This window comes from Cellvibrio sp. BR (genome assembly GCF_000263355.1).
Lineage (GTDB): Bacteria > Pseudomonadota > Gammaproteobacteria > Pseudomonadales > Cellvibrionaceae > Cellvibrio.
In genome coordinates this window covers 229,053-253,073 of record NZ_JH668202.1, presented here as the reverse complement: position 1 = coordinate 253,073, position 24,021 = coordinate 229,053, and the positions used below count along the sequence as shown (strand labels likewise).

Below are 24,021 nucleotides of genomic sequence, written 5' to 3'. Positions count from 1 at the left end.
CTACTAGAGGGTCAAGCGAGGTATTCACATGAAAATTGGTGCCCTGGCGAAACAAACGGGCGTATCTGTCCAAACGATCAGATTTTATGAGCAGGAGGGATTGGTATCCGCTCCGCATCGAACGGAAGGTAATTATCGATTGTACGACGCGGAGTCACTACGGCAGTTGGGATTTATCAAACAGTGCCGGAATCTCGGACTCACGCTCGGTGAAATACGTGAATTGATTAAGTATCAGGCAACACCTGAAAAAGCGTGTGAAGAGATCAACCATATCGTTGATACGCATGTACAGGAAGTCGATGCGCGCATTGCCGAACTCACCGCGTTACGGGGACAACTCGTGGGTCTGCGTACCCAATGCAATAACAATCGAGCCGTTAAAGACTGCGGGATTTTACAGGCGCTAACGAAGTTGGAATAACGTTCGTAGTGGCGAAGGACGACGAAAAGCGGGCACCAAGGTGTCCTTGCCACCTCCAATGATGCAGAAGTAACACCTTGTACGTGCCTCTATCGTCTGAAGATGGCGCTGCGTACGATGCTAATCACCTGCGAATTTAAAACTTGGAATAAGGTGGTCGTGCACAGCCAGATTGCCATGTCTGATAAAACCAGTATGGCAATTTTCATTCGTAATATAGCGTTGGCGCTCCCCTCTGAGGTGATTGCGCAATACCAGCGATAATTGGACAATCGGGGCGCTCATTGCCGTGACAATGAGCGACTAGTCCCTGGATAACGTCCCGCATCTGCGTCAGCTCGATAATTTTAGTATTAAGCGCGTCGAGATGATGTTGAGCCAATACTTTCACGTAAAAAGTGCTTTGGAACTTGCCAATCAGGAAGCAGGTACCACTGTTTGGTTTGCGATAAAACTCAGCTCATCCAGATTTGGAATATTTGATGCTTTTCCTGATGAGGCAAGTCGCGAGGCTCACCTTGCTGGCCCCATAGCGGCCGCACTCATGGCGAATGCGACAGAACTCTTAGCGGAGCCTCCAATTATTTAGAAGGCAGACGTACTGGCTGCAAAGCTGACTAAACAGTAAAAGGGCTTGATCTCAATATCCAAGAGAAGTATCAGGCTCAGCAAATTGTCATGGTCTGAATTCGAATATATTGAGGTCCGCTTTTGGCCGAATTCATCAAGAAACTCTAAAAGCTCACTAATTTAATTCGCCATTTGATCGCCTGATGATCTTCGCCTTTTGCCCCGCTACCGGCATGCTTACTCCCCATGGATAAGGCGGATTTTGACCATTTTCATATTGCCAAACAGTTAGCGCCGGAAGGTTGCGCTTATCGTAAATACGACCAAAACGAATAACTACGCTGTTAGGAGCCGCGAGAATCAAATTTACGCGTTTGACGTTCGTACCGCACAACGCACGTGCAGTATTAAAAAATTCTTGAGCGAGAGCAGCTTGTTTTGCTTCCGACCAATGGCCATCTGTCGACGGTATCGTCAACGTCATTGATACGATGGGCTGCCCCGAGAATGTACTGGTTACAGCAGTTAAGTTGGTGTGATATGAAACTGAGGCGCTTAGGACGATTTCTTCAGCTTCACCAACTTTATCCATACCACTTACTACAAAACGACATCCATCATCCTTCCCGTCAAGTGCGCGCCAATAATTTCCGTTGCGATCCCAATCCATAAGTGTCACGCCACTTTCATCATCCAATTGAATGCCCATAAGAAAGCTAAAAGGTACAGGTGCAAGACCACCAGCAACAAATGCAATATCAGTACGATCAACACCGGCTTCGATATTAGCCATTGATGTTGGCAAATGAATAATTTGCTGAAGAGCTTCCTCAGGATCGAGAATGCGGCCATCTGATCGTATGATATTTACCAAGATTTGATCTCTGCGTCCGAGAATGTTGCGCGGAATTTTGTCTTTCAGCGCTTGCCCGGTTGTGTAACGCAGACCCCGCAGTTCTATCGCGATAGCCCGCTTCTTACCAAGGTTACGTTCTTCGAGGATTAGCAGGATTATTCCTACTACAAACAAAATAACAGTAAGTACTAGTGAGACGACAATCAAATATGCTGGTATCCCTTGATTCATATCAAATGCAACTTGAAATGTGCCAGATGGGGATGGAACAATAATTTTCATTGCCCAGCTGGTTCCTAGCAATGCCAGTAGTACGGTGATACTAATTCTTATCAGAGTAAGACCTGGGGAACGTTTGCGCCAAAGCCAATCAATGGCTCCTGCTATAAAGTTGTCTAAATGGCGCTGCATTAAAGCTCCTTGTTAAATCGGTGAAATTTAATAATTGGATTGAATTGCTTCTTGACCATCAAAAATAAGTTCAGGGTTTTCAAACTTTCTTTGGACTACATGACGACCACCACCTGCCCATTTTCCTGTTGCAATCCAAAACTCATAATTTATCAACCATCGTTCTGTCCAAGGAATAGTGGTTTCTGCAATAGAATCTTCAGGCGTCCATTCATTCGCATCAGAATCAAAAAGGCATAAGTATGGCAGCAATGGATTTTCATCGTTTCGATAAACGTGAGGTGTTGGGCCTTCTTCAAAATCGTAGTGTCGTTCCAATATGGGAGACAACACCTGAACACGCGGTTGAATACCCGCAGTAAATATTTCAGGCACTATTGGGGGACGATAATATATGGAAATGCAAAAGGTCTTTTGATTTGGCCGAATCCCTCCGAACCAAATGCAAGCACGATCAGATTGTCGTACAACAGGTAGGTTGGGATAAGCTATTTTCATAGCTTCAATTTGTTGATCCAGGCTTAATATCATGCTGGGAAATCACCTCCCATATTAGTATTAGCCTTGGCTCCTCGCATGAGCGAGGATGTTGTAGCACCCAATAAAATTCCGCCACCAATTTTATGACCCGTTGACCCTGATCTTGTGGCATTACCTACCATTTCTTGAGTTGCACGAATCGCTGCTTTAACTGGAAATTCTCCGAATAAATCAGCGAGCAAATTTTGGATTTGGTCAATTGAGAGTTCAGAGCTCTTTAATTTTTTAAGAGAATCTAATAAATAATTTAAATCCGAAATAAATTGCCGTTGTTCGCTTATCTTCAATGGCCACCGATCAGTAAAACAATCTTCTTCACATGTCGGATTTACTTCATGAATCAACTTGAAAGTACGATCAGCTCCTACAAGTTGCTGACGAATAAAAGTTGTGTGATAAATTAAAGCGTCCACAAGGGAATCCATTGGATTAGCTGCATCATTTACGAACTTTGATAATAATATCGATGGCGGTAGCCGTTCTTCCCGGTTGCTATATTGGATATTTCTAAAACGTTTAATTAACTGTAATGCAACAACATCTGAGGACTTTCTTGAAGGATCTTCCTGAGGATCAACTTCTTCTGTTTCGGCCTTTGCTAAAACATCAAAAGTACGGACACTTCGGCTATATCTGTCAGCAAAGGAGGTGGTATCTGCTGTGTTGGCCTTAAAGAGAGTACAGAACCCCCATGCGTTCATCAGCAATTTTGCCGGTTCTTCATATGGTTTATCTGGATCATCGTGAAAGAGATCGCTTGTTCTCTCTGGGTATGAGCTTTGTAAAATTACCGGTGTTACATCAAGGTGCATTCCATCTTCGTAATAAATGGTCACGCAGCGCGTGCGCCTTTTAACCATATCGTAATACCTGCTGCCCTTCTCCCCCTTTATAGCCGTATACAGGGTATCTAATACGATCTTGGGGGGCGTATCACTGGGCAATAAAAGCTCCCCTACTATGTCAATGTCATATTCTTGGTCATGGCCCCTAGAAGAAATAGTTGCTCCTATAGCCATGCTACCTTGAGGATAAAAGCGTGCAATCTGGTCCTTAAGGGGGCTTCCATCGCGCTCAAGATAATCAGCAATGGTTTTGTAACGCTCGCAGGCAAGTCGGTACTTACTTGGTGGGAGCTGAATGCGAATAGCTATCTCTGTAAATATGTCTTCAAGCATGTTATTTGGGGGCAATTGAGTGCTCATTAGCTCTCCAGGTATGGTCTAAATAGTTGTATATAAGGTGTAATGTTCAAAAAACACCCGTTCTACTATCATTTACTGACGACTTTCAAAAAGTGGCGATTTTTTTTGCCACTTTTCTGATTTCAGGAGTATCACCCTAGGAAAACCAATAAATGAACATGATGGACAAAGATGCACAACAGCATTTTTCGGATATAGAAGTACAGGACAAACTGGCAGAACTCACCGAACTTGAAATAGCCAGAATCTGTCAGATTTATCGCCAGGATGGCTGCGAAGGGAGAGCAGGAATGTCCGACTCAGATGTCATAAGTGAAGTGATAACCAAGGTACTGGCTTGTGAACGACGCTGGCCAGTGGGAGAGCAAATGGTGCCTTTTTTAGTTATGACTGGACGTAGCATCATTAGCAATGAAGAAGAAAAGCGATCACTCATGACATACACGGATAGCATGGAGAATATAATTGATGGCGACATCGAAATGCCTATAGCTCCGCTCATGAAATTGTCCAGTGCACCAGCAGAACAGCCGATAGAAGAAATGGAATCTGCAAAGATCATTTCAAATTGGATAACTAAAATAAATGAAATTTTCGAAACCGATGAAGATGCTATGTGTTATTTAAAAAACCATCTTGATAAAGTGGTTAAATCAAAAATTCTTACTATATGTAACTTTACGGATCAGGTTTATCGCAACGTTGAAAAGCGTATAAAAGACAAAATGCGAAAACGTTTCCCAGAAGGAATTAAATGGTGGAAGATCACATCATGACTAAAGCATATCTTCGCTCATTAAATGAGCTAATTATTCAGTCAACCCTAGAGGCAAGTGATGAAGAGACATCTTCATTAATTAATTCGCCTCATGGCATTTCGTATGAAAAAATTACTGCCATACGTAAGGATATTAATGTTCAAATTAAAAAATATCGCGATGCTCGCCTAGAACAGCTTAAACAAGATTTTATGGAATCACAACGCCAACAACAAAGCTCAGTAGAAAAAGCAGCTGCTAATGTAACGATTGATTCTATGTTAAGAAGTATAGCAGCAGTAATGAATCGCTCAGAAAGTTTACCGGAAGGCTTACTTTTAGCGTTTAGAGAGCAAAGTGGACAGGTAGGTGATGAGGCTATCATTGAAGCTTGGAAAAATTTGGTTGAATTGGGATTGATTGATCCAAACGACATAGAAAATTGATATGCGATATATGCAGAACCCTGAGGATATATTAAAAAGATTGGGCATCTACGAGCCAAGTGATATAGATCTGGATCTAATAGCTTTCTCTTTAAATGCGCAAGTTAAACGAGTCGCTTTAACTGAATGCGAAGGCAGCATTATTGGTACCACAGCAAAGGCCATAATTTCAATTAACAGTAACGCGCATCCTAAAAGGCAAAGATTTTCATTAGGACATGAACTTGGGCACTGGGTAAATGACAGAGGACCCAAAATGCCATTTCGCTGTGATACAAATGCCATGCGGCAGCGAGAAAATCGTCCCGGTGACTTTGGGCAACATAGAGAAGTTAGAGCTAATGCTTTCGCAGCTGATTTAATGATGCCTGTATTTATTTGGAAAAAATATTGCGAAGCGCTAGATGTTACGTCAGATTCAATACGGTGCGCAGCAAATATGTTCAATGTCTCTTTGACTAGTGCTGCTATTAGGCTGGTCGAAAAGAGTATCTATCCGTGTATGATTATTTGTTGGGATAGGTATGGAAAACGCCAATGGTTTTCACGAAATTCAAATGTGCCAGAAAATATTTGGCCGATTGAAAGAGTTATTCATCCGAATAAATATTTCGTTACATCTAATGCTTTACAGATTGATGCAGATAAATGGATAGAATCTGAAAACTCGAATGAATACACCTTAATTGAAAGTGTGTTTACTAATGGAACTGATTTTATCGTTGTTTTGTGGTGGAAGGATGAAAAGCAATTATTAATAGAAATTAATAATTGATAAGCGTTGAAAATCATCCTAAATCTTCCCGCAGCCAGAAAATCACATAACGAATAGTTAAAAAATTAGCCACTGGTGCGCGTCTCGTTGTTCTGCTGTGAGGAAGAATATTATATGCATATCCACTACTACAGCTAAATTGTACAGGCTCAGGTCAGTTCTGAGGCGGGAAAATTAGGGCATTGAACTTCCGCTATTGGCCGATGTCGGACTGTGTCACAAAGCTCTTTTTAGTTCAGATCAGCGCCTAGATTTTTTGATTTAGAGTATTTACGATTAGATTTTGGGGCAAAAACAATCACATTGAAAAGGAGTTCAAAATGCTCGTACTCACCCGCCGCCCGAACCAGGTTATCCACATTCACACCAGTGATGGCTTAATCAAAGTTCATCTCAATGATTGCAATACCTATCAAGCGAAACTTGGTTTTGTAGCGCCCGCCAGCGTGAAAATTTTGCGAGAAGAATTAGACGAACTCCATGGGAGTGCACAGTACGCCAGCAAGCCAGAAGATCTGGTGCAACCTCAAAGAAACACGACGCCTTCCTTGTTGCGAGCATTATTCACTCGCGGATCAACCGGACGCCAGTGAAGCCCTGCTGACTGCCCAAGCAATTCCTGAAGGAGACTTTTGACATCCTCTTCAGGATTCATCCAGCGGGCAATCTGCTCTGCGTTCAGTGACAGAGGCATCCGATCATGGACTTCTGCAAATGACTCACTTGCCGCTTGGGTAATCATTGCGGTACTCCACACCTGGTTCTGCCAGCACTCCCACATCGCGGCAACTGCCAGCGTCTCTCCGGAGGCAGCCTGTACATAGAACGGCTGCTTTTGTTTGTCCTGGGTTTTGAATTCCACAAAGCCAGACACAGGGATTATCGCGCGCCTGTGGCGCACCGGCCCCTGAAATGCGCGGCTTGTTAAAACCGTCTCGATCCTGGCATTAAACATGGCGAACTTCTGATTGGGCCCCTCTGGTGACCAGGATGGGTGCAGCCACCAGCGCATCGGTGAAATATTGAAACTACTGCCATCCCGATAAACCACCGGGGCAGCTTCTGTAGGTGCCAAGTTATTTATCTCAGGCAAGTCCACTCCATTCAGCCCAAACTGCGCCAAAAGTAATTTGAGGGGATTTCCGGGGGTTACAAAGATTCGACTGCACATAATTGCTCCCAAGAGTTCTAAGCATTCGGTTGACTCCCATGGTCAACCTGACGCTATACTGTTGATTTGGGCCCTAATTTGACCCGCTTTTGCATTGAATTTTGACCCATAGCTAATAGCTGCAAAGCTAAATGAGGTTTGAGTTTCTGCACGTTTTTTCAGGGTCATTTTTTGGATGCATAGGTGGGTCAAATTAAGGTGCAAATCAACAATGGGGAATTTGCATGAGTAAATTTAGCTGGCTTACTGATTTTTTTTGTTCAAACCCAGCTCCTTCTGTTTGCGATGATATTTCTGCAGCTGGTAATGAGATTTTTTCTAATACTGGAATAGATTCGCTCGAATCAAATTTTCATGAAGAGTTTACGATAAATCCAGCCAACGGTCTTCCGATGATTGATGGTGCGGGCGGTATAGACATCGAAGGAAATCCTTTCGGTACGGACTTATCGCATGATTATTCTGGTTCGTTAGAAACCGATTGTGGTTGGTCTTCCGATATGCTTCCAGGTGCGGATGATACTTGGGGTTCTAGCGGTGGATTTTCAGACTATTAAGCGGCGCTAAATTAGCAATTCCTTTATTTCTAGTGTTCGTTATGGGTGCCAGATCATTCTGTGACGGCATTTAGTGTACCGTTTTTCACAAAAAAATTATCAAGGCTATCTGCAGCAATGCTCGGTGATTGGTCACCATTATCCATGCCGGCATCAACAAAACGTTTAATCAACTCTTCTGGCGAGATATTCAAACTAGCCGCGCGCTCACAGAGCTGATCATTAATCGTCTCTCTATCGGAATATTCAATAATAAATCTTGCCATAGGTGTTTCCCCCTAAAAAATCGACACATGCTTACGTAAACCAGTATAAGTGAATAGCAAGGTGGTAGGGGGTATGTGTAAGATTTTTTGGTTGGCCGAGTGCAACCCCAAATTATGATGGTTCCAAAGAGTCGGCTATAGTCAAAATTGATAATCAAGAAATGGCTAATAATTAAATGCGCTAAATAAATTAGAATTGGTTCACGCAAATGGTAGAATCGATACCAGCTTGGTGCTGAGTAACCCTAAGGGGCGAATAGAAATCATTGAGATTTAGGTTGAGCGCCGTGTAGCTGGTGGTGGCCATAAAATTTAATGTCCGCCTCTACCGACCCTGCTCAAGTTAACCTCACATTCCAAACTAATAGCCGCTACTCAACCCATGCAAAAAATCCCCTTCGCAATTAATCACGCAACCGGAGAGTTAGTCGAAGTCGGTAGCGTGGTATCTGGCAGGGGTTGTGGGTGTGTTTGTCCCAGCTGTGGGGCATCGGTAGTTGCTCGCAAAGGTGATATAAATCAATGGCACTTTGCGCACGATAAAGATCCGAAAATAAAGGAACATTCGTTTTGCGAAATTTCTTTTTATGTCTGTTGCAAGCGTTTTGTTGTTGAGCAGATGGTTAAGGGCGAGTCTCTTGCGCTAGCAACACCAGATTACATTTTGCATGAGCGGCAGGTCATAAAAACGTCTTTCTCCTTTACGTCCAATCCTATTTCTTTGCCCGTTACACAAGGCAAAATTTTGAGGATTGATCAATACGCAGCAGGGGGCGCATTTGATTTGCAGGCGATGGTAGGCGGTCATTTAATTGATATTTTATTAGATCACCCCGGCAGATCATTGCCTAATGTCATGGGGGCATCGAACGGGGTTTTGTTGGTAGACCTCCTGTACATCGCGGATCAATACGAGGGCGCTCACACTACGCCTGCGCTTATTCAGCAAGCGGTAACGGATTTATTTTCGGAAAATACAACCTCGAAGCGCTGGCTGTATCATCCACGCGAAGTGGAAGTGCGAAAACGATTGCAGCAAAATCTATTCGTGGTTCAGGCTGGTGTCGCGCAGCAAATCGAGGCTCCTACACAAGTTAAGCAACCGCAACCACAAATTCTCGCGTGTAAAATGTGCAAGTCCAAATGGCTCTCGAATTCGGGTGAGCCGATCATGTGCAAAACATGCAATACGCATTTGTATGTCGTAACGGGCATTGAATAGTATTGAGATTAATCTGCCCTGATCATTGTATTATCGCTCCATACGATCAAACCATCCCAATACTATCCCCTGCTTTGCAATACTATTCGCCCCACGCTCAATACAATACTCACCCTTCCGTCGCTTTTTTGCTTTGCCCGCTTTTAAAAAGAGACGTTTTTTGATTGTTGGGTTTTTTTCTAGATAAATCATATTGTTATAAGCGAAAAATGAATGTCTTGGCGTGTCAAATCGTGTCAATTTTGCATTTAAAGCAGATCTGCGGCCATTGTATTTAGCTACTAATTCCAGCTCATACTATGGTGGCGATACTAATTCGTGCGGCGGGTTCATACGATTGGGTCATACAAACCATCCAAGCCATACAATCTTATTGCGTTAATCTACAGGGTTGAATGGTGCTCTGTGCATGATATGTAAAGTAACTTTACTGTATTGATAATTTACATATTTAAAAAGATCATGCAGAATCATTCCATCTAAAAATAGGGTTGTTGGGCATGTCCGAAGAAAAGCACGAAGTACTTCTCCGTCTAAGGGCAATCGAGCTTCTCGCGTATTGGGAGGGGAGGCTTGTCACCAATAAGCTCGTCGCGTGGTTTGGCGTTAGTCGGCAGCAGGCATCGTCCGATATCAAGCGCTACCTTCATAGCCACAATCCTGATTCCCTCGTTCACGATCCCAGCGTTAAGGCTTACGTGCCTGTACCCGGCTTTCGACCAGTGCTAACAACTGGGCACATTAACGAGTACATGGATCTCATCTCAGGTTTGGCCTTTGAGTATCAGGCGGTAACCCTGGAAACGGATACCAATGTCGCAGCCGTACAATTGCCAGATCGGGCAGTTAGGCCAGAAATAGTTAGGGAGATTGTGCGGGCTTGTCGCAGTGGTTCGAGTATTAAAATTCTCTACGCCTCCATGAATAATCCGTCACTGCATGAGCGAATTATCTCTCCGCACACATTGGTGTATACCGGCTTCCGTTGGCATGTTCGCGCCTTTTGCCATACCCGATCAGAGTATCGCGATTTCATTTTGTCGCGGATCGACAGAACCCCTCAGCCTGTAAAACAACTGGCTCCCTTGCCATCCGACGATAAGGATTGGAACAGCAACCTGATGCTGTCGCTTATCCCCAATACACGCCTAACTGAAGCCCAGAAAACCTTGGTCGAAAAAGACTACGGCATGGGTGATGGACGCTTGCAAATTACGGTGCGCAAAGCCTTAGCTCAATACACCTTGCAGCGTTATCAAGCAGCGATAACAGAAGAAGAGGCTGCTAATGCAGCACAGTTCCCCATACAGCTTATGGAGTCTGACCGTAAAAAGTTGAATCCCTATTTATTTGGGGTTGCGGCGGCAGGGGTTGTGGCGATAGTGGGCGCGTAACATGGCTGATTTTTCTTACAACAGCGATTTGAACGGCGGCTCGCTCATGGTTCGTGAAAGCCGCGTAGTGGCTGATTTGTTGCTCAATAATGCGACCGCGAGTGAGTGGCACCAAGCCATTCAAATTGACAACCTACTTCAAAAACGTAGCCCAGCAACTGCCAAGCGCAACGCACAAGCTATTCGCAAACGCTTGGAATTAATTGCACCGGAATTTTGGCGTGCCCTGCGCGATGGGGATGATCAGTTAGCCACTCAAGTGGCATTTTATGCGGCCTTGGAGCGAAACCTGTTATTGGTAGAGTTTATTGAATCGGTAGTACGTGATGCCTATATCACCCAGGCCAATCAACTGGCTTCGTATCAATGGCTAGAATTTTTGGAAGATCGCACCCACAAAGATGAATCCATTAGCACCTGGCAAGATGCCACCAAAAAGAAAATGGGGCAGGTGGTTTTTCGCATGCTCATCGAGGCGGGCTATATGCAGAATAACCGCAACTTGCAGCTACAAAAAGTATTGTTACGGCCAGAAATGAAAGTCATGCTCGAGGATAGCTACAAGCAGCGAATCATCGACTGCATGGAAGTATCACTAAGAACCGGTTAAACGCTTGGATGAAATTTAGCGCCAATAAATAGCAATCAAAAACTCAGGATGAAAAGCTAACGTGAATCAACAATTACAAGATCGTTTAAATCAAATACCCGAAAAAATATTGTCGAGCGAATTTTTGAATAGCCAAGGCTTAGGCAATGAAATTGGCTTTTGGATTTTTGATTACGACCCTGCCGCCGAGTTAGAGGTGCGTGAATATATAAAATTTCTTGAGAATATGCTCACTAAAAAGCACAGCAAAGTCTCCTATGTGCACATTAATTTATTAGAACTATTGGTGCAGTACCTCAATTCACGAGGCTTTGTAGAAAAAGCCATAGCACTACAACAACAGAAAGGTGATGACGCCTTGCTCAAAGCTCTGTCTGGCCCTTTGCATATGGATAAGTTCGCCCCCTATTTGGTGGAAACCACGCAGGCTGCTGCAAAAAATATCGTGTTTATTTCCGGTGTTGGCTCCGTATGGCCATTACTGCGCGCGCACAACTTATTAAATAGCCTTCATTCACTGCTGGGGCAAACGCCCATGGTGCTGTTTTACCCCGGTCATTACGATGGGCAATCCATGCGCTTATTCGGAAAAATCCCCAGCGATAATTACTACCGTGCATTTAAATTAATACCTTAATCGCCTTAAGGAAGAGACAACATGACAATTAAAGATTTATTTATTAAGCCCTTGGATCGCCCCATTAACGGCGTAGTAAAGGCAGATCAAAACGATGATGCAACCGTCCACCAAGAGTTAGATGAATATGTAGTCACTAACGAATTGGAAAAGCACTTCCGTTCGTTTTTTGAATCCTATAGTACGGATTTGAGTGATCCCAGCATTGCAAACCGTGTAGGCGTGTGGATCTCCGGTTTCTTTGGTTCGGGTAAATCGCATTTTCTAAAAACGCTGTCTTATATTTTGGCAAATAAAGATGCGGTAGATAGCAACGGTAATCATAAGCAGGCAGTTCAATTTTTTGATGAGCAAAAAATCCGCGATGCGATGATTCGTGCGGATATCAGCAAAGCAGTAAGTAACACTGCCGATGTCATGCTCTTTAATATCGACAGCAAAGCCAGCTCCAATGACGATGGCAACCCCATTCTCAATGTATTTTTGCGCGTATTTAACGAGCACCAAGGCTTTAGTGGCGATCACCCTCACGTTGCCCACATGGAGCGCCATCTAAGCCAAAAAGGCGCTTATGAAGCTTTCAAAAAAGCCTTTACGGCCTCTAGTGGTTTGCAATGGGAAGTTGAACGCGACGGTTACCATTTCTACCAAGATGATGTAGAAAAAGCTCTTGCAGAATCGCTAAATTTATCGCCAGAAGCCGCCCACAAATGGTTTGAAGAATCTGAAAAAACCTTCAGTGTTTCTGTTGAAAATTTCTGTACCTGGGTAAAAGAATACCTGGATACTCAAAGCCCAAAACACCGCGTACTCTTTTTGGTGGACGAAGTAGGGCAGTTTATTGGCAGCGACACCAAATTAATGCTCACGCTGCAAACCATCACCGAAAACTTGGGCACTATTTGTAAAGGTCGCGCCTGGATTATTGTCACCTCGCAGGCCGATATGGATGCTGTATTGGGTGAGCTCTCCTCTGCCAAAGCCAATGACTTCTCAAAAATCGCAGGCCGTTTTAAAACGCGCTTGTCACTTTCAAGCTCTAATACCGATGAAGTTATTCAAAAGCGTTTATTGCGTAAAACCCCAGAGGCAGAAGCAGAGCTCAAAGCCATTTTTGATAAAATGGGCGATGTACTAAAAAACCAATTGTCGTTTGATCGCTCTGGCCCCACGCTCAAAAATTTTGATGGCCCCGATAGCTTTGTAAAAAATTACCCATTTGCCCCATACCACTTCCAGTTGGTGCAAAAAGTCTTTGAAGAGATCCGTAAGGTAGGTGCTACCGGCGCACACTTGGCCTACGGTGAACGCTCCATGTTAGATGCCTTTCAGATGGCCGCAAATGCCATTGCGGGGCAGCCAGTAGGCGCACTGATTCCCATGCACCGTTTTTACAGTTCGGTAGAGGGCTTTTTGGATACGGCAGTCAAGCGGACCATCGACCAGGCTAAAGAAAATACAACGCTCGACGATTTTGATGTGCAAATGTTGCGCACACTCTTCATGATTCGCTATGTGGATTTAGTAAAGGGCACCTTGGATAACTTAGTCACCTTATCTATAGCGCAAATTGATGAAGACAAGCTCAGCTTGCGTAAGCGCATCGATGAAAGCTTGCAGCGCTTAGAAAAAGAAAGCCTCATTACCCGCAACGGTGATATTTTCCAATTCCTCACCAATGAAGAGCGGGACATCACCCGGAAAATAAAATCGACAGAAATCGCAAGTTCTGACGAAAATAAAGCACTCAGCGAATTAATATTTAAAGATCTGTTACGCGACAAAAACAAATTCCGCTATAACGCCAACAAAATGGATTACGGTATTGGCCGCTATTTAGATGGCCACACGCTGGATGGTCGTTTGGAGACGGATTTAAAGGTAGAAGTTATTTCCTCATTAGGTGCTGATTACAATTTTTATAGTGATGCACAATGCATTACAAAATCGGTTGAGGGCTATGCCATCCTCAAAATGACAGATGAAGTGAGCTTTTTTGGCGAGCTTCGTACTTACCTCAGAACCGATAAATTTATTCGTTTAAATAACGATGGTTCCCAAGCCGACATTACCCGCATTTTGGCAGACCGTGGCCGCGAAAATCAGGAGCGTAAAAAGCGCCTGCGTGCGGCATTGGAAGACATGCTCCTGCAATCTGAAGTCTATGCGCTTGGCCAACACCTAAAACTCAACAGCAACAATATCCACACCAAGTTCGATGAGGTATGCCAATACCTGCTAGAAAACACCTACAACAAGCTTGGTTATTTACGTGTGTTGCAGCAAGACCCTTGGCGTGAGCTCAGTGCTGTATTAAATACAGACGATATAGGCCAGCTCGGATTAACGCTTAATGGTGAAGAAGGCAACCCGCAAGCCACTAAAGAAGTGGAGCAATTTATTGCGCTACGCACCCAACACGACAGTATTATTTTGGCCGAAATTGTGGAGAAGTTCAGCAAAAAGCCTTATGGCTGGTTAGATGCTGAAATCATATTAATTTTAGGCCGCTTAGCAGCAGCAGGGCGCATTAGCTTTATGCTCTCTGGCGCAACGTTGCCACTAAGAGAAGCATTTGATCCTTTACAAAACTCGCGTCGCCGCCGCGAAGTCACGGTTATTCGTAAGCGCCAAACCGACGAAGGTGTATTAAAGCAAGCGCGCAATCTCACGCACGATTTATTCTCTGCTATGGGGCCGGCCACAGAAAAAGAATTGTTTGAATTCTATGTGGCAAAATTTGCAGAATGGCTTAGAAATTTAAAAAGCTACAAAAGCAAAGTGGATGTAGGCCGCTTCCCCGGTAAACGCGTCATTGAAAGTTCAATGCTCACCTTGGAGCGTTTGCTCAATCACAGCGATAGCTTTGAATTCTTCAAACAAGTGGTTGAAAAGAAAAATGACTACCTTGACTTAGAAGAAGACTACCGCGATATACACGAATTTTTTACCAACCAAATTCACACATGGCAGCAGCTGCAAAAAGCCTTGCGCCAATTCGACAAAAACAAATCCGCCCTAGAGGCCGATGCCGGAGCAAAAGCGGCACTTGCTGAACTGCAAACCATAGAGGCGGCCGAATCGCCCTATGGCATGTTGCACAAAGTGGCCGGGCTTATTAACACGGTAGAAACCGTTAACGATTCAATCGTCACCCAGCGGCGCACACAAGCACTCACCGTGTTGGAAGAAAAAATTACACAACTGGAAGCAGAAATTGCTAAAAGTGGTGTGGCAACACCAGAGCTAAGCAATAAACTCTTGCGCCCGTTGCAACAAATAAAAGAAGACTTGAACGATGACAGCAGCATTGCCGGTATCTACATGCTGCAAAGCCAAACCATTGGCGAACGTTTAGATGAGGCACTTTACGAACTGGATCTCGCCATCCAAAAAGCCCAAGAAGCTGAACGTAAAAAACAACTCGCGGCGGAGCAGGCAACTAAAGCAGCGTCAGCCACAACCCAAACTCCAGTGGCTGTGGGCGCAATTAGTGAAACACCTGCGCCTGTGTACGTTCCACCACCAAAACCCGTGGTGGAAATTACGCCAGCCAGCATTTTCAGCAAAGTCAGCAGCAGTATTTATGTAGAAACAGAAAGCGATGTTGAGCAGTTTGTAGCAGCACTCAAACAAGAGTTGCAACAAGCCATAGCCAACAACAAACGTGTGCGCATTCGTTAAGGGAGCTTCCCATGGTATTCACAGACCGCGCTATTCACCACCAACTCCAGCAGCCCGAGGGCAAACAGCTGGAGTTCAAGCGCGATTTATCGTCCCCCAAGCTTGAGCAATGGGGCAGTGGTGTACAGCGCATTTTTGCCGAAGCCCAAGGCCTGCCCGAGCCGCAAATTATCGAAATCGCCAATCGTGTGCGCTTTATTATCCCCTTAGCAGAAGCGCACTTGTTGCCTGCCGCGCTGGACTCAAGGCCCGAGTCACGGCCCGAGTCACGGCCCGAGTCACGGCCTGAGTCAGAATCACAGCTAGAGTCAAAGCTGGCTGCACGGGTAGTGTTGATACTGCGTGATAAGCCACTGGGCAAAGCAGCTATAGCCAATCAGCTAGGCAATAAAACGGTATCGGGCGAACTTAAAAAACAAATTAATCGGCTGCTAGAGGCAGGGCTAATTGAAATGACCCTGCCCGAAAAGCCCAACAGCCGCCTACAACAATACCGCTTAACAGCACTTGGCCAACAACAATTGGCGCAAGCCCAAAAGGATTCCCAATGAACACCAGCAACATCAAACGCTATGCCCCCCAAGCCCGTAACAACTTTATCGCGGCCATTACCAAGCAAGCCGCCAAATACGGCATTACCGAAAGCGGCATAGAACCTTTAGAGCAAAAAGGCGATCTCGCGCTGATAGACGGGCGGCCTTTCCCTGCCAGTATCATCAAGCCCCGCGCGGCGCTCGTACAAAAAATCAAACAACTCGGTTTCACCCAAGTGATCGAGCAAGTCGCCTACAGCTGGTTCAATCGCCTGTGCGCCATTCGCTACATGGAGCTGAAAGATTATTTAGAACATGGCCGCCGTGTGCTAAGCCACCCTGACCAAATCGGCAGCTTTCAAATTCTGGACGACTGTTTAGATATAGACCTCGCAGGCCTAGACCAAACCAAAGTGCGCAACCTCAAGCTAGATGGCACCCAAGATGAATTGCTTTACCGTGAACTCTTGCTCGCCCAATGCCATGCGCTGCACAAAGCCATGCCCTTTTTATTTGAAGCGGTAGACGACGAAACCGAATTACTACTGCCCGAAAACCTCACCAAAACCGATTCCTTAATTCATGAATTGGTCAATGAAATCCCCGAGGAAGATTGGCAAAGCGTAGAAATTATTGGCTGGCTGTACCAGTTTTATATTTCAGAAAAGAAAGATGAAGTTATCGGCAAGGTCGTTAAATCAGAAGATATTCCCGCCGCCACCCAGCTTTTCACACCCAACTGGATTGTGAAGTACATGGTGCAAAATTCGTTGGGCGCGCAGTGGTTGGCCACCTACCCAGAGTCGCCCTTAAAAGCGCAAATGGAATACTACATAACCCCCGCGCAACAAACCGATGAAGTCAACGCACAACTCAAAGCCATAACCCCCAGCGCACTCAACCCAGAAGAGCTAACGCTCATAGACCCCGCCTGTGGTTCTGGCCATATATTGGTAGAAGCTTACGATTTATTTAAAGCCATTTATTTAGAGCGCGGTTACCGCCAACGCGATATTGCGCAATTAATTTTAGAAAAAAATCTGTTTGGTTTAGATATAGACCAGCGCGCCGCACAGCTCACCGGCTTTGCACTTATGATGAAAGGCCGCGACGATGACCGCCGTTTGTTTGAGCAGGATATTAAGCTCAATGTTATGGCGATGGTGGATAGCACAGGGTTTGATGTGGATGCCTTAGTGGGTGGTGTTAATCTTGCGCAATACGGGTTGGAGGTAAATGATTTAATTGAACTAAAAAATTTATTTGAACACGCAACAACCTTTGGTTCGCTAATTCAGGTGCCGAGTGGATTAAAAGAAAAATTGCCAGCGCTGAAACAACTCAGTGAATCCAATAGTGATGATTTATTTGTAAAAGAATCGCTAGAAAATTTGCAGGTTTTGGTAAAACAAGCTGAGTTATTGGCGCAGCAATATGATTCTGTTGTGGCTAATCCGCCGTACATGGGTGGCAAAGGCATGAATACACAACTAAGAGATTTTGCAAAAAATAATTATTCCAACAGTAAGTCTGATCTGTTTGCAATGTTCATCGAACGAAATCTAGATCTTGCAGCGGGGGGCGGCGCAGTAGCCATGATTACCATGCAGAGCTGGATGTTTCTATCCTCATATGAGTCTCTGCGTAGCCGTATTTTAAATCAACACACCATTCTTTCGATGGCGCATTTAGGCGCGCGTGCTTTCGATAGTATTGGCGGTGAAGTCGTTTCTACTACAGCATTCGTGCTTGGGAATGTCCACAAGCCAGATTATCAGGGCGCTTACATGCGTTTGGTAGATGGCAATTCAGAAGCAGAAAAGATGGAGATGATGGCCAAGGCCATCGTTCAAGGTAGAACTGTATGACTACCCTCCAAGACCTTGGTCTGGCCTACCGCAAAGCGAAGGTAGACCTGTACTACTCGTCTCACGCATCGTTGGAAGCGATTGCGGACTACGAAGAAAATCTTCACGCCAATCTCAGCGCCTTGTTGGTCAAACTTGAAGGTGAGGATGAAAGCTGGATCATACAGCCCGAATTCATCGGTAGTTGGACGTTGGCGACCAAGTCGGTGGATATGTCGTGTTGGGAGCAGTACCGCGAACAACATGGAAACGGTCTCATTTTTTCTTCGCCGGCCGAGGAGTGGGCACACGCCTGCGGCTTGCTGGCCGAAGGTGACGAGCCTCAAAAGCCCAAGGCCGAATTCCGAGTTATGGCCCAATGCAGTTTGGACTTCCATGTGTTGTCCTCGCTATGGATGTTGGAGGTCGGCCACCTGTTCGATGCCAAGTTGACGAGCTGTGCCTACGGCAACCGCTTGCGTCGCACGCAAGACGGCAAAGGCATCAACCAGCTCTCGCTTGGCTCCTTCCAGCCTTACCTCAAGCCCTTCCGCGACTGGCGAGACAACGGCATCGAGGCTATGTGTGCCGCGCTGGATGCCAACAAAAAGATCGTAGCTCTTACTGCGGATGTCAGTTCCTTCTACCACGAGCTGAATCCAAGTTTCATGCTCAATCCGACCTTCCTCACTGAAGTGTTGGGATTGGAGCTGGATAAGCAGCAATACCAACTCCATCGCCTGTTTATTCAGGCTCTGCAGGCTTGGGCGGCAGCTACGCCGCTGGAAAAGGGCTTGCCTGTCGGTTTGCCCGCTTCAGCTGTGGTAGCCAACGTCGCTTTGGTCGAACTGGATCGCATCGTTGAAAAGCAGGTGGCACCGCTGTACTACGGTCGCTATGTGGATGACATCCTGCTGGTGATGGAAAACGGTGCCAACTTCCGCTCCACCGCCGAGCTGTGGGAGTGGTTGTTCGCACGGTTCGACGAAAAGTTGGGATGGGCAGATCAAGAGAAAAAGCAGATCGGTTTCCAACCGGTCTACCTGAGTGACAGCCAGATCCGCTTTGCCAACGCCAAGAATAAGGTGTTCATGCTGACGGGTGAGCCGGGCAAAACTTTGGTGGATGCCATCGCCCACCAGATCCACGAACGGGCTAGTGAATGGCGTGCCATGCCTCGTCTGCCTCGCTCAGCCAGCCATGTGGGCACCGACCTGCTGGCTGCTACGCAAAGTGACGGTGAAGCCGCCGACAACCTTCGCAAAGCCGATGCGCTGACAATGCGCCGCGCTGGCTTTGCGATCAAGCTGCGCGACTTTGAAGCCTACGAACGCGACCTGCCACCAGAAGCTTGGCGAGCACACAGGCAAGCCTTCTTCCGCGCTTTTGTTCAGCATGTGCTCATTCTACCCCAGTTTTTTGATCTGGCGGTGTACCTGCCTCGGGTCATCCGCCTTGCTACGGCCTGCGAAGACTTCGAGGCTCTGCGCAAGATGCTGCTGGCGCTTGAGCAACTCTGCACTCAACTCACGCAAGATTGTGAATTGGGCATCAAAGCCTGCCCACCAGAAAATGTGCGGCCTGCCAGCGAACTGATGGATCGCTGGCAAAAGCAGATCTACACCTCCGTACGGGAAAGCATTAGCGCAGCATTTCCACCGCGCCTTTCCAAAGCTGGTAAGCAGGCATGGCAAGAGCACATGGAGGACTACCGGCCAGCGGACGTCGAGGCATTCCTGAATTGGTATCCGGCTTCCAAGGGCTTCCAAGCTCAGCAAGCCCGCTTGTTCTCGTTCGATCTGGCGCACATGCCTTTCCGTTTCATCGGCTTGCCTAAAGAGATGGTGGCTCAGCGTGGCATACCAGCCAGAAAGACCATTACACATTGCGACACAGCGCTCGACTTGTTGCCCGAGGCTGTACTCAGCGGCTGTCTGCACCTCGTGGATTGGATTCGATTGAAGGTTCTACCCTACGGGCTGTTGTTTGCCACCCGTCCGTACAACCTGCCTGAGTTGTTCATCTTGAACAAGGCAGCCTATGAGGCTTCAGGGCGCCAAGCCATGCAAGCCGTCGTGCTCGCCGTTCGTGGATTCAAGCTAGGTGATGCAGCGCCCTCCGTTGACAAACACGGCGTTCTGCAGATTCCCGATGGCAAGTCGCTACGTCGCTGCGGCGTGGCCGTTTCCAGCTGGAAAACCCAGATTGAAAGCTGGACGGCCTCGGTCATGCGCATGCCTGACCCGGATGCGGAACGATACGGCCGCTTATGCCGTTTGCTTGATGGCGTAATCGCCCAGCCGCAGCACAGTCGCTACCTTGTGCTACCAGAGTTGGCATTGCCCGCTCACTGGTTCATTCGAATTGCCCGCAAGCTTCAGGGGCGCGGCATCTCGCTGATCACTGGCATCGAATATCTGCACGCCAGCAAGGCACGGGTGCGCAATCAGGTATGGGCAGCACTCTCGCACGACGGTTTGGGCTTTCCATCGTTGATGATCTACCGCCAAGACAAACAGCGCCCAGCCTTGCACGAAGAGCAGGAACTACAGCGACTGGCTGGGCTGGAGCTTCGGCCAGACCAAGCCTGGAAGATACCGCCCATCCTACAGCATGGCGACCTGCGCTTTGCCTTGCTGATCTGTTCTGAGCTGACCAACATCAGTCACCGCGCCGCTTTGCGCGGTAAGGTGGATGCGCTGTTTGTGCCTGAATGGAATCCGGACACCGAAACATTCAATGCCCTAGTGGAGTCCGCTGCGCTGGATATACATGCTTATATTGTCCAGTGTAACGACCGCCAATACGGAGACAGCCGCATTCGTGCGCCGTTTAAAGAGAGTTGGCAGCGCGACTTGCTGCGGGTCAAAGGTGGTATCACCGACTACTGCGTGGTCGGCGAGATCGACGTGCAGGCACTGCGCCAGTTCCAGAGTAGCTACCGCTCGCCTGCCAAACCGTTTAAGCCGGTGCCGGATGGATTTGAAATTGATTATGGCCGCAAGTTATTGCCGTCGGGAGAGAAAGAATGAGTGAGAATCAAAAAAATAGATGTGAGCAGAGTATGGAAAAATATTTTTTTCAGGCTTCGGCTGAAGATTTCAAAAAAATTCCGGGTGTTTCAATTGCATATTGGACATCTAAATCAATTATTCAATCATTCGAGTCGGGTTCAAGGCTTGGTGACCATTTGGATACCGCACAGGGTATGAAGACTCTTGACAATGAGAGATTTATTCGAAGATGGCAAGAGGTGTCGTTTTCAAAAATTACAAAAAAAACTGTATCGGATAAACAATGGGTTCCTATAAATCATGGCGGTGGATTTAGAAAATGGTATGGCTTTCATGAATCCGTTTTAAAATGGTTTAATGATGGAGAGGAAATAAAATCTCTCGCCAAAGAGAAATACAACTCTGTGACGCGTACTGTTACCGGTATGGGGCATTACTTTGAAAATGGAATAACGTGGAGTGCAATATCGTCGGATCTTATAAGTGTTAGGAAATTTGGTGAAGGTTTTATATTTACGAATGCAGGTATGTGCGCTTTTGGTAGCGAAAAAAAGCAAGATATTTCAATGGCGCTTCTTAATTCGAAAGTTGGAGTCGAAGTCTTAAAAATACTTGCCCCTTCGGTGAATTTTGGCCCCAATCAAATTGGCGAAATTAGAATTATTGATCTTAATGAAAGCGCACACATTGTTCACATTAACTCGAAAAAATTGGTAGTACTTTCAAGCGAAGATTGGGATTTCTACGAAACCTCATGGGATTTCACTAATCCGCCATTATTGAAACTCTATCACAGACAGCACTTAATCAGCGCCACTTATATGAGACTCCACTCTTATTGGCGCGATATGACATTAAAAATGCAGCGCTTGGAAGAGGAAAATAACCGCATTTTTATTGATGCATATGGTTTACAGGAAGAGCTGACACCCGAAGTAGCATCAAAAGAAATCACCCTCACTTGTAATCCCTATTACCGTTACAGCGGAAACAAGAGCGAGGATGAGTTAAGTGCGTTACTACAATCAGACACCATGAAAGAACTGGTGTCCTACACCATCGGCTGCATGATGGGTCGCTACAGTCTTGACGAACCCGGCTTAATTTATGCCCACAGCGGCAACGAAGGTTTTGATCCAACCCGTTACCAAAAATTTAAAGCCGATGACGACGGCATTATTCCGCTCACCGACAAAGAATGGTTTAGCGACGATGCCGCCAATCGCCTAGAGGAATTTATCGCTACCGCATGGGATGCTGCACACCTAGAAGAAAACTTAGGTTTCTTGGCCGATAACCTATCGCCCAAAAAAGGCGAAAGCAGCCGCGAAACTATTCGCCGCTACCTGTGCGACAGCTTCTACAAAGACCACACCCAAACCTACAAAAAACGCCCCATCTATTGGCTATTCACCAGCGGCAAACAAAAAGCGTTTCAATGCTTAGTGTATTTGCACCGCTATAACGAAGGCACCCTAGCGCGCATGCGTACCCAATACGTAATCCCGCTCACCGCCAAGTTAGCCGCCCACGTAAATAAACTAGAACAAGACAAAGACGCCAGCACCAGCACCCCAGAAATTAAAAAGCTGGAAAAAGAAATCGCCACACTCCACAAACAACAAGCCGAACTCAGCACCTTCGACGAAAAACTCCGCCACTACGCCGACCAACGCATCCCCCTGGATCTCGATGACGGCGTAAAAGTAAACTACGGCAAGTTCGGGGATTTGTTGGCGGATGTTAAGGCGATAATGGGAGGGGCGAATGAGTAATCAGTGCCTTGCTCTTTAAATAACAGTAAACTTTGAAGCTTTGTTAATTAAATCGGCGGTCGAAGCATCGCTAAGAAAGATAACGTACCAATCTGGGTTGTAGTGAATTAACCCGCGCCTTTGGAGGCTAACCAATGATTAAGTCTATATGGGTAGACAACTTTAAATCCCTAGTGGATTTCGAGCTGAACTTAGAGAAATTTACCTGTTTGGTAGGGTTAAACGGTGCGGGTAAATCCACTGTGCTTCAAGCAATGGATTTCCTATCGCAACTGATGATAGGTAATTTGGATGATTGGCTCAAGCAGCGTCAATGGGACAGTGCTGATCTAAATTCAAAGCTGACATCTAAAAGCAATATTAATTTTAAGGTTGTAGTTGATCATCCAAATTTTGGTGAAATTATTTGGAGCGGTAGCGTTAATCGTAAATCACTGAATTGTACGAGTGAGCGTGTCGAAGTTAATAAAGCAATGTATTTAAGGGTGGATGATGCGTATTGCACAATCGCAAGAGACATAAATACTACAAAAATATTGAATGAAATCAAGGTTCCCCATATTGCAGAAAAGTTTCCCATCGTTTTTGAGTATCAGGGGTCAATTCTATCTGGCCTTAAAGAAAGTCAGATTAATCCAGCGCTTCAAGCTCTTAAGAATGTCATTGTCGAAATTAGATCTTTGGATCTATTGTCGCCCGAGTTGTTGCGCAGCCGAAATAAATCAGCGGATGGAAAATTAGGTTTAGGCGGAGAGAAACTTTCTGCATTTATACACGAGTCAGGTTTTGCGGTTAAGGAAAAGTTAAAGAGTGAGTTGGTAAGTGTATATACACAACTGGAAAGTGTTGAAACTAAATCTTTGCGTTCAGGCTGGAAGCAATTAGAAATTACCGAGCGCTTTGGAGATCAAAAATTAAAAACAACAGCGCGCCACATGAATGATGGCATGTTGCGTCTTATGGCCGTTCTGGCTCAGTTAGAAGCTGGAAGTGATTTTTTATTGTTTGATGAAATTGAAAATGGAATCAATCCAGAACTCATCGAATATTTAATTGATCATTTAGTTAAGGCTAAGCAGCAGATAGTTGTCACCACACACAGCCCGATGATTCTGAATTATTTGGAAGATGAAACCGCTAAAAAAGGCGTCGTTTGCCTTTACAAAAACACCCACGGCTTAACTCGGGCAATACGACTTTTTGATATTCCCTCTATGGCTAAAAAATTGGAATTTATGGGGCCAGGAGAGGCGTTTATTGATACAGATTTAACTAATTTGCATCAAGAAATTGAAGTAATAAATTTATTGCTTCGCAAGCAATAGG

General features: G+C 45.7%; 21 protein-coding genes and 1 pseudogene. 17 read left to right on the top strand and 5 right to left on the bottom strand.

Annotated features, from left to right (window positions below; translation table 11 throughout):
- Positions 1-28: 28 nt before the first annotated feature.
- Positions 29-424, top strand: coding sequence for a Cd(II)/Pb(II)-responsive transcriptional regulator (gene cadR, locus O59_RS11380; RefSeq protein WP_040392252.1), 396 nt, complete (start codon positions 29-31; stop codon positions 422-424).
- A 397-nt stretch (positions 425-821) separates the two neighbouring features.
- A pseudogene (locus O59_RS22300) lies at positions 822-1,013 on the top strand (putative quinol monooxygenase); the annotation flags it as partial.
- Positions 1,014-1,169: 156 nt separating this feature from the next.
- On the opposite strand, the gene O59_RS11370 reads toward O59_RS22300, so the two are convergent.
- Genes O59_RS11370 through O59_RS11360 form a run of 3 tightly spaced genes read right to left on the bottom strand, consistent with a single transcriptional unit; the run spans position 1,170 to position 4,006 of the window.
- A complete protein-coding gene (locus tag O59_RS11370) occupies positions 1,170-2,261 on the bottom strand; it encodes an SAVED domain-containing protein (RefSeq protein WP_007642718.1) in 1,092 nt (363 codons plus the stop codon).
- Between the two features lie 27 nt (positions 2,262-2,288).
- The gene (locus tag O59_RS11365; RefSeq protein WP_050977051.1) at positions 2,289-2,792 is read right to left on the bottom strand and encodes a hypothetical protein; all 504 of its coding nucleotides are present in this window, start codon (positions 2,790-2,792) and stop codon (positions 2,289-2,291) included.
- Positions 2,789-4,006, bottom strand: a complete 1,218-nt coding sequence (locus O59_RS11360) for a nucleotidyltransferase (RefSeq protein WP_007642714.1) — start codon at positions 4,004-4,006, stop codon at positions 2,789-2,791. Before O59_RS11360 ends, O59_RS11365 begins: the two co-directional genes overlap by 4 nt.
- A gap of 152 nt (positions 4,007-4,158) precedes the next feature.
- On the opposite strand from O59_RS11360, the gene O59_RS11355 reads away from it, so the two are divergent.
- The 4 genes from O59_RS11355 (at position 4,159) to O59_RS22295 (ending at position 6,578) form a co-directional block, all read left to right on the top strand.
- Positions 4,159-4,782: a hypothetical protein gene (locus tag O59_RS11355; protein ID WP_007642712.1), complete on the top strand. Its 624-nt coding sequence runs from the start codon at positions 4,159-4,161 to the stop codon at positions 4,780-4,782.
- Positions 4,779-5,210, top strand: a complete 432-nt coding sequence (locus tag O59_RS11350) for a hypothetical protein (RefSeq protein ID WP_007642710.1) — start codon at positions 4,779-4,781, stop codon at positions 5,208-5,210. The genes O59_RS11355 and O59_RS11350 overlap by 4 nt, the downstream gene beginning before the upstream one ends.
- A gap of 10 nt (positions 5,211-5,220) precedes the next feature.
- Complete coding sequence (locus tag O59_RS11345; RefSeq protein WP_198284791.1) at positions 5,221-5,985, top strand: ImmA/IrrE family metallo-endopeptidase; 765 nt, start codon at positions 5,221-5,223, stop codon at positions 5,983-5,985.
- 320 nt (positions 5,986-6,305) lie between these two features.
- Positions 6,306-6,578: a carbon storage regulator gene (locus O59_RS22295; RefSeq protein WP_081489701.1), complete on the top strand. Its 273-nt coding sequence runs from the start codon at positions 6,306-6,308 to the stop codon at positions 6,576-6,578.
- Here the strand turns inward: O59_RS22295 and O59_RS11340 are convergent.
- Positions 6,512-7,156, bottom strand: coding sequence for an SOS response-associated peptidase (locus tag O59_RS11340; protein WP_081489700.1), 645 nt, complete (start codon positions 7,154-7,156; stop codon positions 6,512-6,514). The genes O59_RS22295 and O59_RS11340 overlap by 67 nt on opposite strands.
- A gap of 224 nt (positions 7,157-7,380) precedes the next feature.
- Here O59_RS11340 and O59_RS11335 point away from each other — a divergent pair, with 224 nt between their 5' ends.
- Complete coding sequence (locus O59_RS11335) at positions 7,381-7,713, top strand: hypothetical protein (RefSeq protein WP_040392249.1); 333 nt, start codon at positions 7,381-7,383, stop codon at positions 7,711-7,713.
- 53 nt (positions 7,714-7,766) lie between these two features.
- Here the strand turns inward: O59_RS11335 and O59_RS11330 are convergent, their stop codons facing one another.
- Positions 7,767-7,979, bottom strand: coding sequence for a hypothetical protein (locus O59_RS11330; protein WP_007642704.1), 213 nt, complete (start codon positions 7,977-7,979; stop codon positions 7,767-7,769).
- Between the two features lie 382 nt (positions 7,980-8,361).
- Between O59_RS11330 and O59_RS11325 the strand changes: the two genes are divergently transcribed.
- From O59_RS11325 to O59_RS11280, 10 genes are all read left to right on the top strand, one after another.
- The gene (locus tag O59_RS11325; protein WP_007642702.1) at positions 8,362-9,201 is read left to right on the top strand and encodes a hypothetical protein; all 840 of its coding nucleotides are present in this window, start codon (positions 8,362-8,364) and stop codon (positions 9,199-9,201) included.
- 752 nt (positions 9,202-9,953) lie between these two features.
- On the top strand, positions 9,954-10,595 hold the full coding sequence (locus O59_RS11320; protein WP_007642698.1) for a WYL domain-containing protein: 642 nt from the start codon (positions 9,954-9,956) through the stop codon (positions 10,593-10,595).
- 1 nt (position 10,596) lies between these two features.
- Entirely contained in the window at positions 10,597-11,205 is a 609-nt protein-coding gene (locus tag O59_RS11315) for a DUF1819 family protein (protein ID WP_007642696.1), read from the top strand.
- A gap of 61 nt (positions 11,206-11,266) precedes the next feature.
- Positions 11,267-11,842 (top strand): DUF1788 domain-containing protein, encoded by a 576-nt coding sequence (locus O59_RS11310; protein WP_007642694.1) that lies wholly within the window; start codon positions 11,267-11,269, stop codon positions 11,840-11,842.
- A gap of 21 nt (positions 11,843-11,863) precedes the next feature.
- Positions 11,864-15,526 (top strand): BREX system P-loop protein BrxC, encoded by a 3,663-nt coding sequence (brxC, locus tag O59_RS11305; RefSeq protein ID WP_007642692.1) that lies wholly within the window; start codon positions 11,864-11,866, stop codon positions 15,524-15,526.
- 11 nt (positions 15,527-15,537) lie between these two features.
- Complete coding sequence (locus O59_RS11300) at positions 15,538-16,077, top strand: Fic family protein (RefSeq protein WP_007642689.1); 540 nt, start codon at positions 15,538-15,540, stop codon at positions 16,075-16,077.
- On the top strand, positions 16,074-17,927 hold the full coding sequence (gene pglX, locus O59_RS11295) for a BREX-1 system adenine-specific DNA-methyltransferase PglX (RefSeq protein ID WP_007642687.1): 1,854 nt from the start codon (positions 16,074-16,076) through the stop codon (positions 17,925-17,927). Before O59_RS11300 ends, pglX (O59_RS11295) begins: the two co-directional genes overlap by 4 nt.
- Positions 17,924-20,938: a reverse transcriptase domain-containing protein gene (locus tag O59_RS11290; RefSeq protein WP_040392247.1), complete on the top strand. Its 3,015-nt coding sequence runs from the start codon at positions 17,924-17,926 to the stop codon at positions 20,936-20,938. Before pglX (O59_RS11295) ends, O59_RS11290 begins: the two co-directional genes overlap by 4 nt.
- The gene (gene pglX / locus O59_RS11285; RefSeq protein WP_157152558.1) at positions 20,935-22,695 is read left to right on the top strand and encodes a BREX-1 system adenine-specific DNA-methyltransferase PglX; all 1,761 of its coding nucleotides are present in this window, start codon (positions 20,935-20,937) and stop codon (positions 22,693-22,695) included. Before O59_RS11290 ends, pglX (O59_RS11285) begins: the two co-directional genes overlap by 4 nt.
- 134 nt (positions 22,696-22,829) lie before the next feature.
- The gene (locus tag O59_RS11280; RefSeq protein WP_040392246.1) at positions 22,830-24,020 is read left to right on the top strand and encodes an AAA family ATPase; all 1,191 of its coding nucleotides are present in this window, start codon (positions 22,830-22,832) and stop codon (positions 24,018-24,020) included.
- The last annotated feature ends 1 nt before the right edge of the window (position 24,021 follow it).

Excerpts from the sequence above, each read along its gene's own strand:
- O59_RS11290 (WP_040392247.1), top strand. The coding sequence starts at position 17,924 with ATGACTACCCTCCAAGACCTTGGTCTGGCCTACCGCAAAGCGAAGGTA.
- O59_RS11315 (WP_007642696.1), top strand. The coding sequence starts at position 10,597 with ATGGCTGATTTTTCTTACAACAGCGATTTGAACGGCGGCTCGCTCATG.
- O59_RS22295 (WP_081489701.1), top strand. The coding sequence starts at position 6,306 with ATGCTCGTACTCACCCGCCGCCCGAACCAGGTTATCCACATTCACACC.
- brxC (WP_007642692.1), top strand. The coding sequence starts at position 11,864 with ATGACAATTAAAGATTTATTTATTAAGCCCTTGGATCGCCCCATTAAC.
- cadR (WP_040392252.1), top strand. The coding sequence starts at position 29 with ATGAAAATTGGTGCCCTGGCGAAACAAACGGGCGTATCTGTCCAAACG.
- pglX (WP_007642687.1), top strand. The coding sequence starts at position 16,074 with ATGAACACCAGCAACATCAAACGCTATGCCCCCCAAGCCCGTAACAAC.
- O59_RS11365 (WP_050977051.1), bottom strand. The coding sequence starts at position 2,792 with ATGATATTAAGCCTGGATCAACAAATTGAAGCTATGAAAATAGCTTAT.
- pglX (WP_157152558.1), top strand. The coding sequence starts at position 20,935 with ATGAGTGAGAATCAAAAAAATAGATGTGAGCAGAGTATGGAAAAATAT.
- O59_RS11345 (WP_198284791.1), top strand. The coding sequence starts at position 5,221 with ATGCAGAACCCTGAGGATATATTAAAAAGATTGGGCATCTACGAGCCA.
- O59_RS11350 (WP_007642710.1), top strand. The coding sequence starts at position 4,779 with ATGACTAAAGCATATCTTCGCTCATTAAATGAGCTAATTATTCAGTCA.
- O59_RS11330 (WP_007642704.1), bottom strand. The coding sequence starts at position 7,979 with ATGGCAAGATTTATTATTGAATATTCCGATAGAGAGACGATTAATGAT.
- O59_RS11370 (WP_007642718.1), bottom strand. The coding sequence starts at position 2,261 with ATGCAGCGCCATTTAGACAACTTTATAGCAGGAGCCATTGATTGGCTT.
- O59_RS11320 (WP_007642698.1), top strand. The coding sequence starts at position 9,954 with ATGGATCTCATCTCAGGTTTGGCCTTTGAGTATCAGGCGGTAACCCTG.
- O59_RS11335 (WP_040392249.1), top strand. The coding sequence starts at position 7,381 with ATGAGTAAATTTAGCTGGCTTACTGATTTTTTTTGTTCAAACCCAGCT.
- O59_RS11300 (WP_007642689.1), top strand. The coding sequence starts at position 15,538 with ATGGTATTCACAGACCGCGCTATTCACCACCAACTCCAGCAGCCCGAG.
- O59_RS11325 (WP_007642702.1), top strand. The coding sequence starts at position 8,362 with ATGCAAAAAATCCCCTTCGCAATTAATCACGCAACCGGAGAGTTAGTC.
- O59_RS11355 (WP_007642712.1), top strand. The coding sequence starts at position 4,159 with ATGAACATGATGGACAAAGATGCACAACAGCATTTTTCGGATATAGAA.
- O59_RS11340 (WP_081489700.1), bottom strand. The coding sequence starts at position 7,156 with ATGTGCAGTCGAATCTTTGTAACCCCCGGAAATCCCCTCAAATTACTT.
- O59_RS11280 (WP_040392246.1), top strand. The coding sequence starts at position 22,830 with ATGATTAAGTCTATATGGGTAGACAACTTTAAATCCCTAGTGGATTTC.
- O59_RS11360 (WP_007642714.1), bottom strand. The coding sequence starts at position 4,006 with ATGAGCACTCAATTGCCCCCAAATAACATGCTTGAAGACATATTTACA.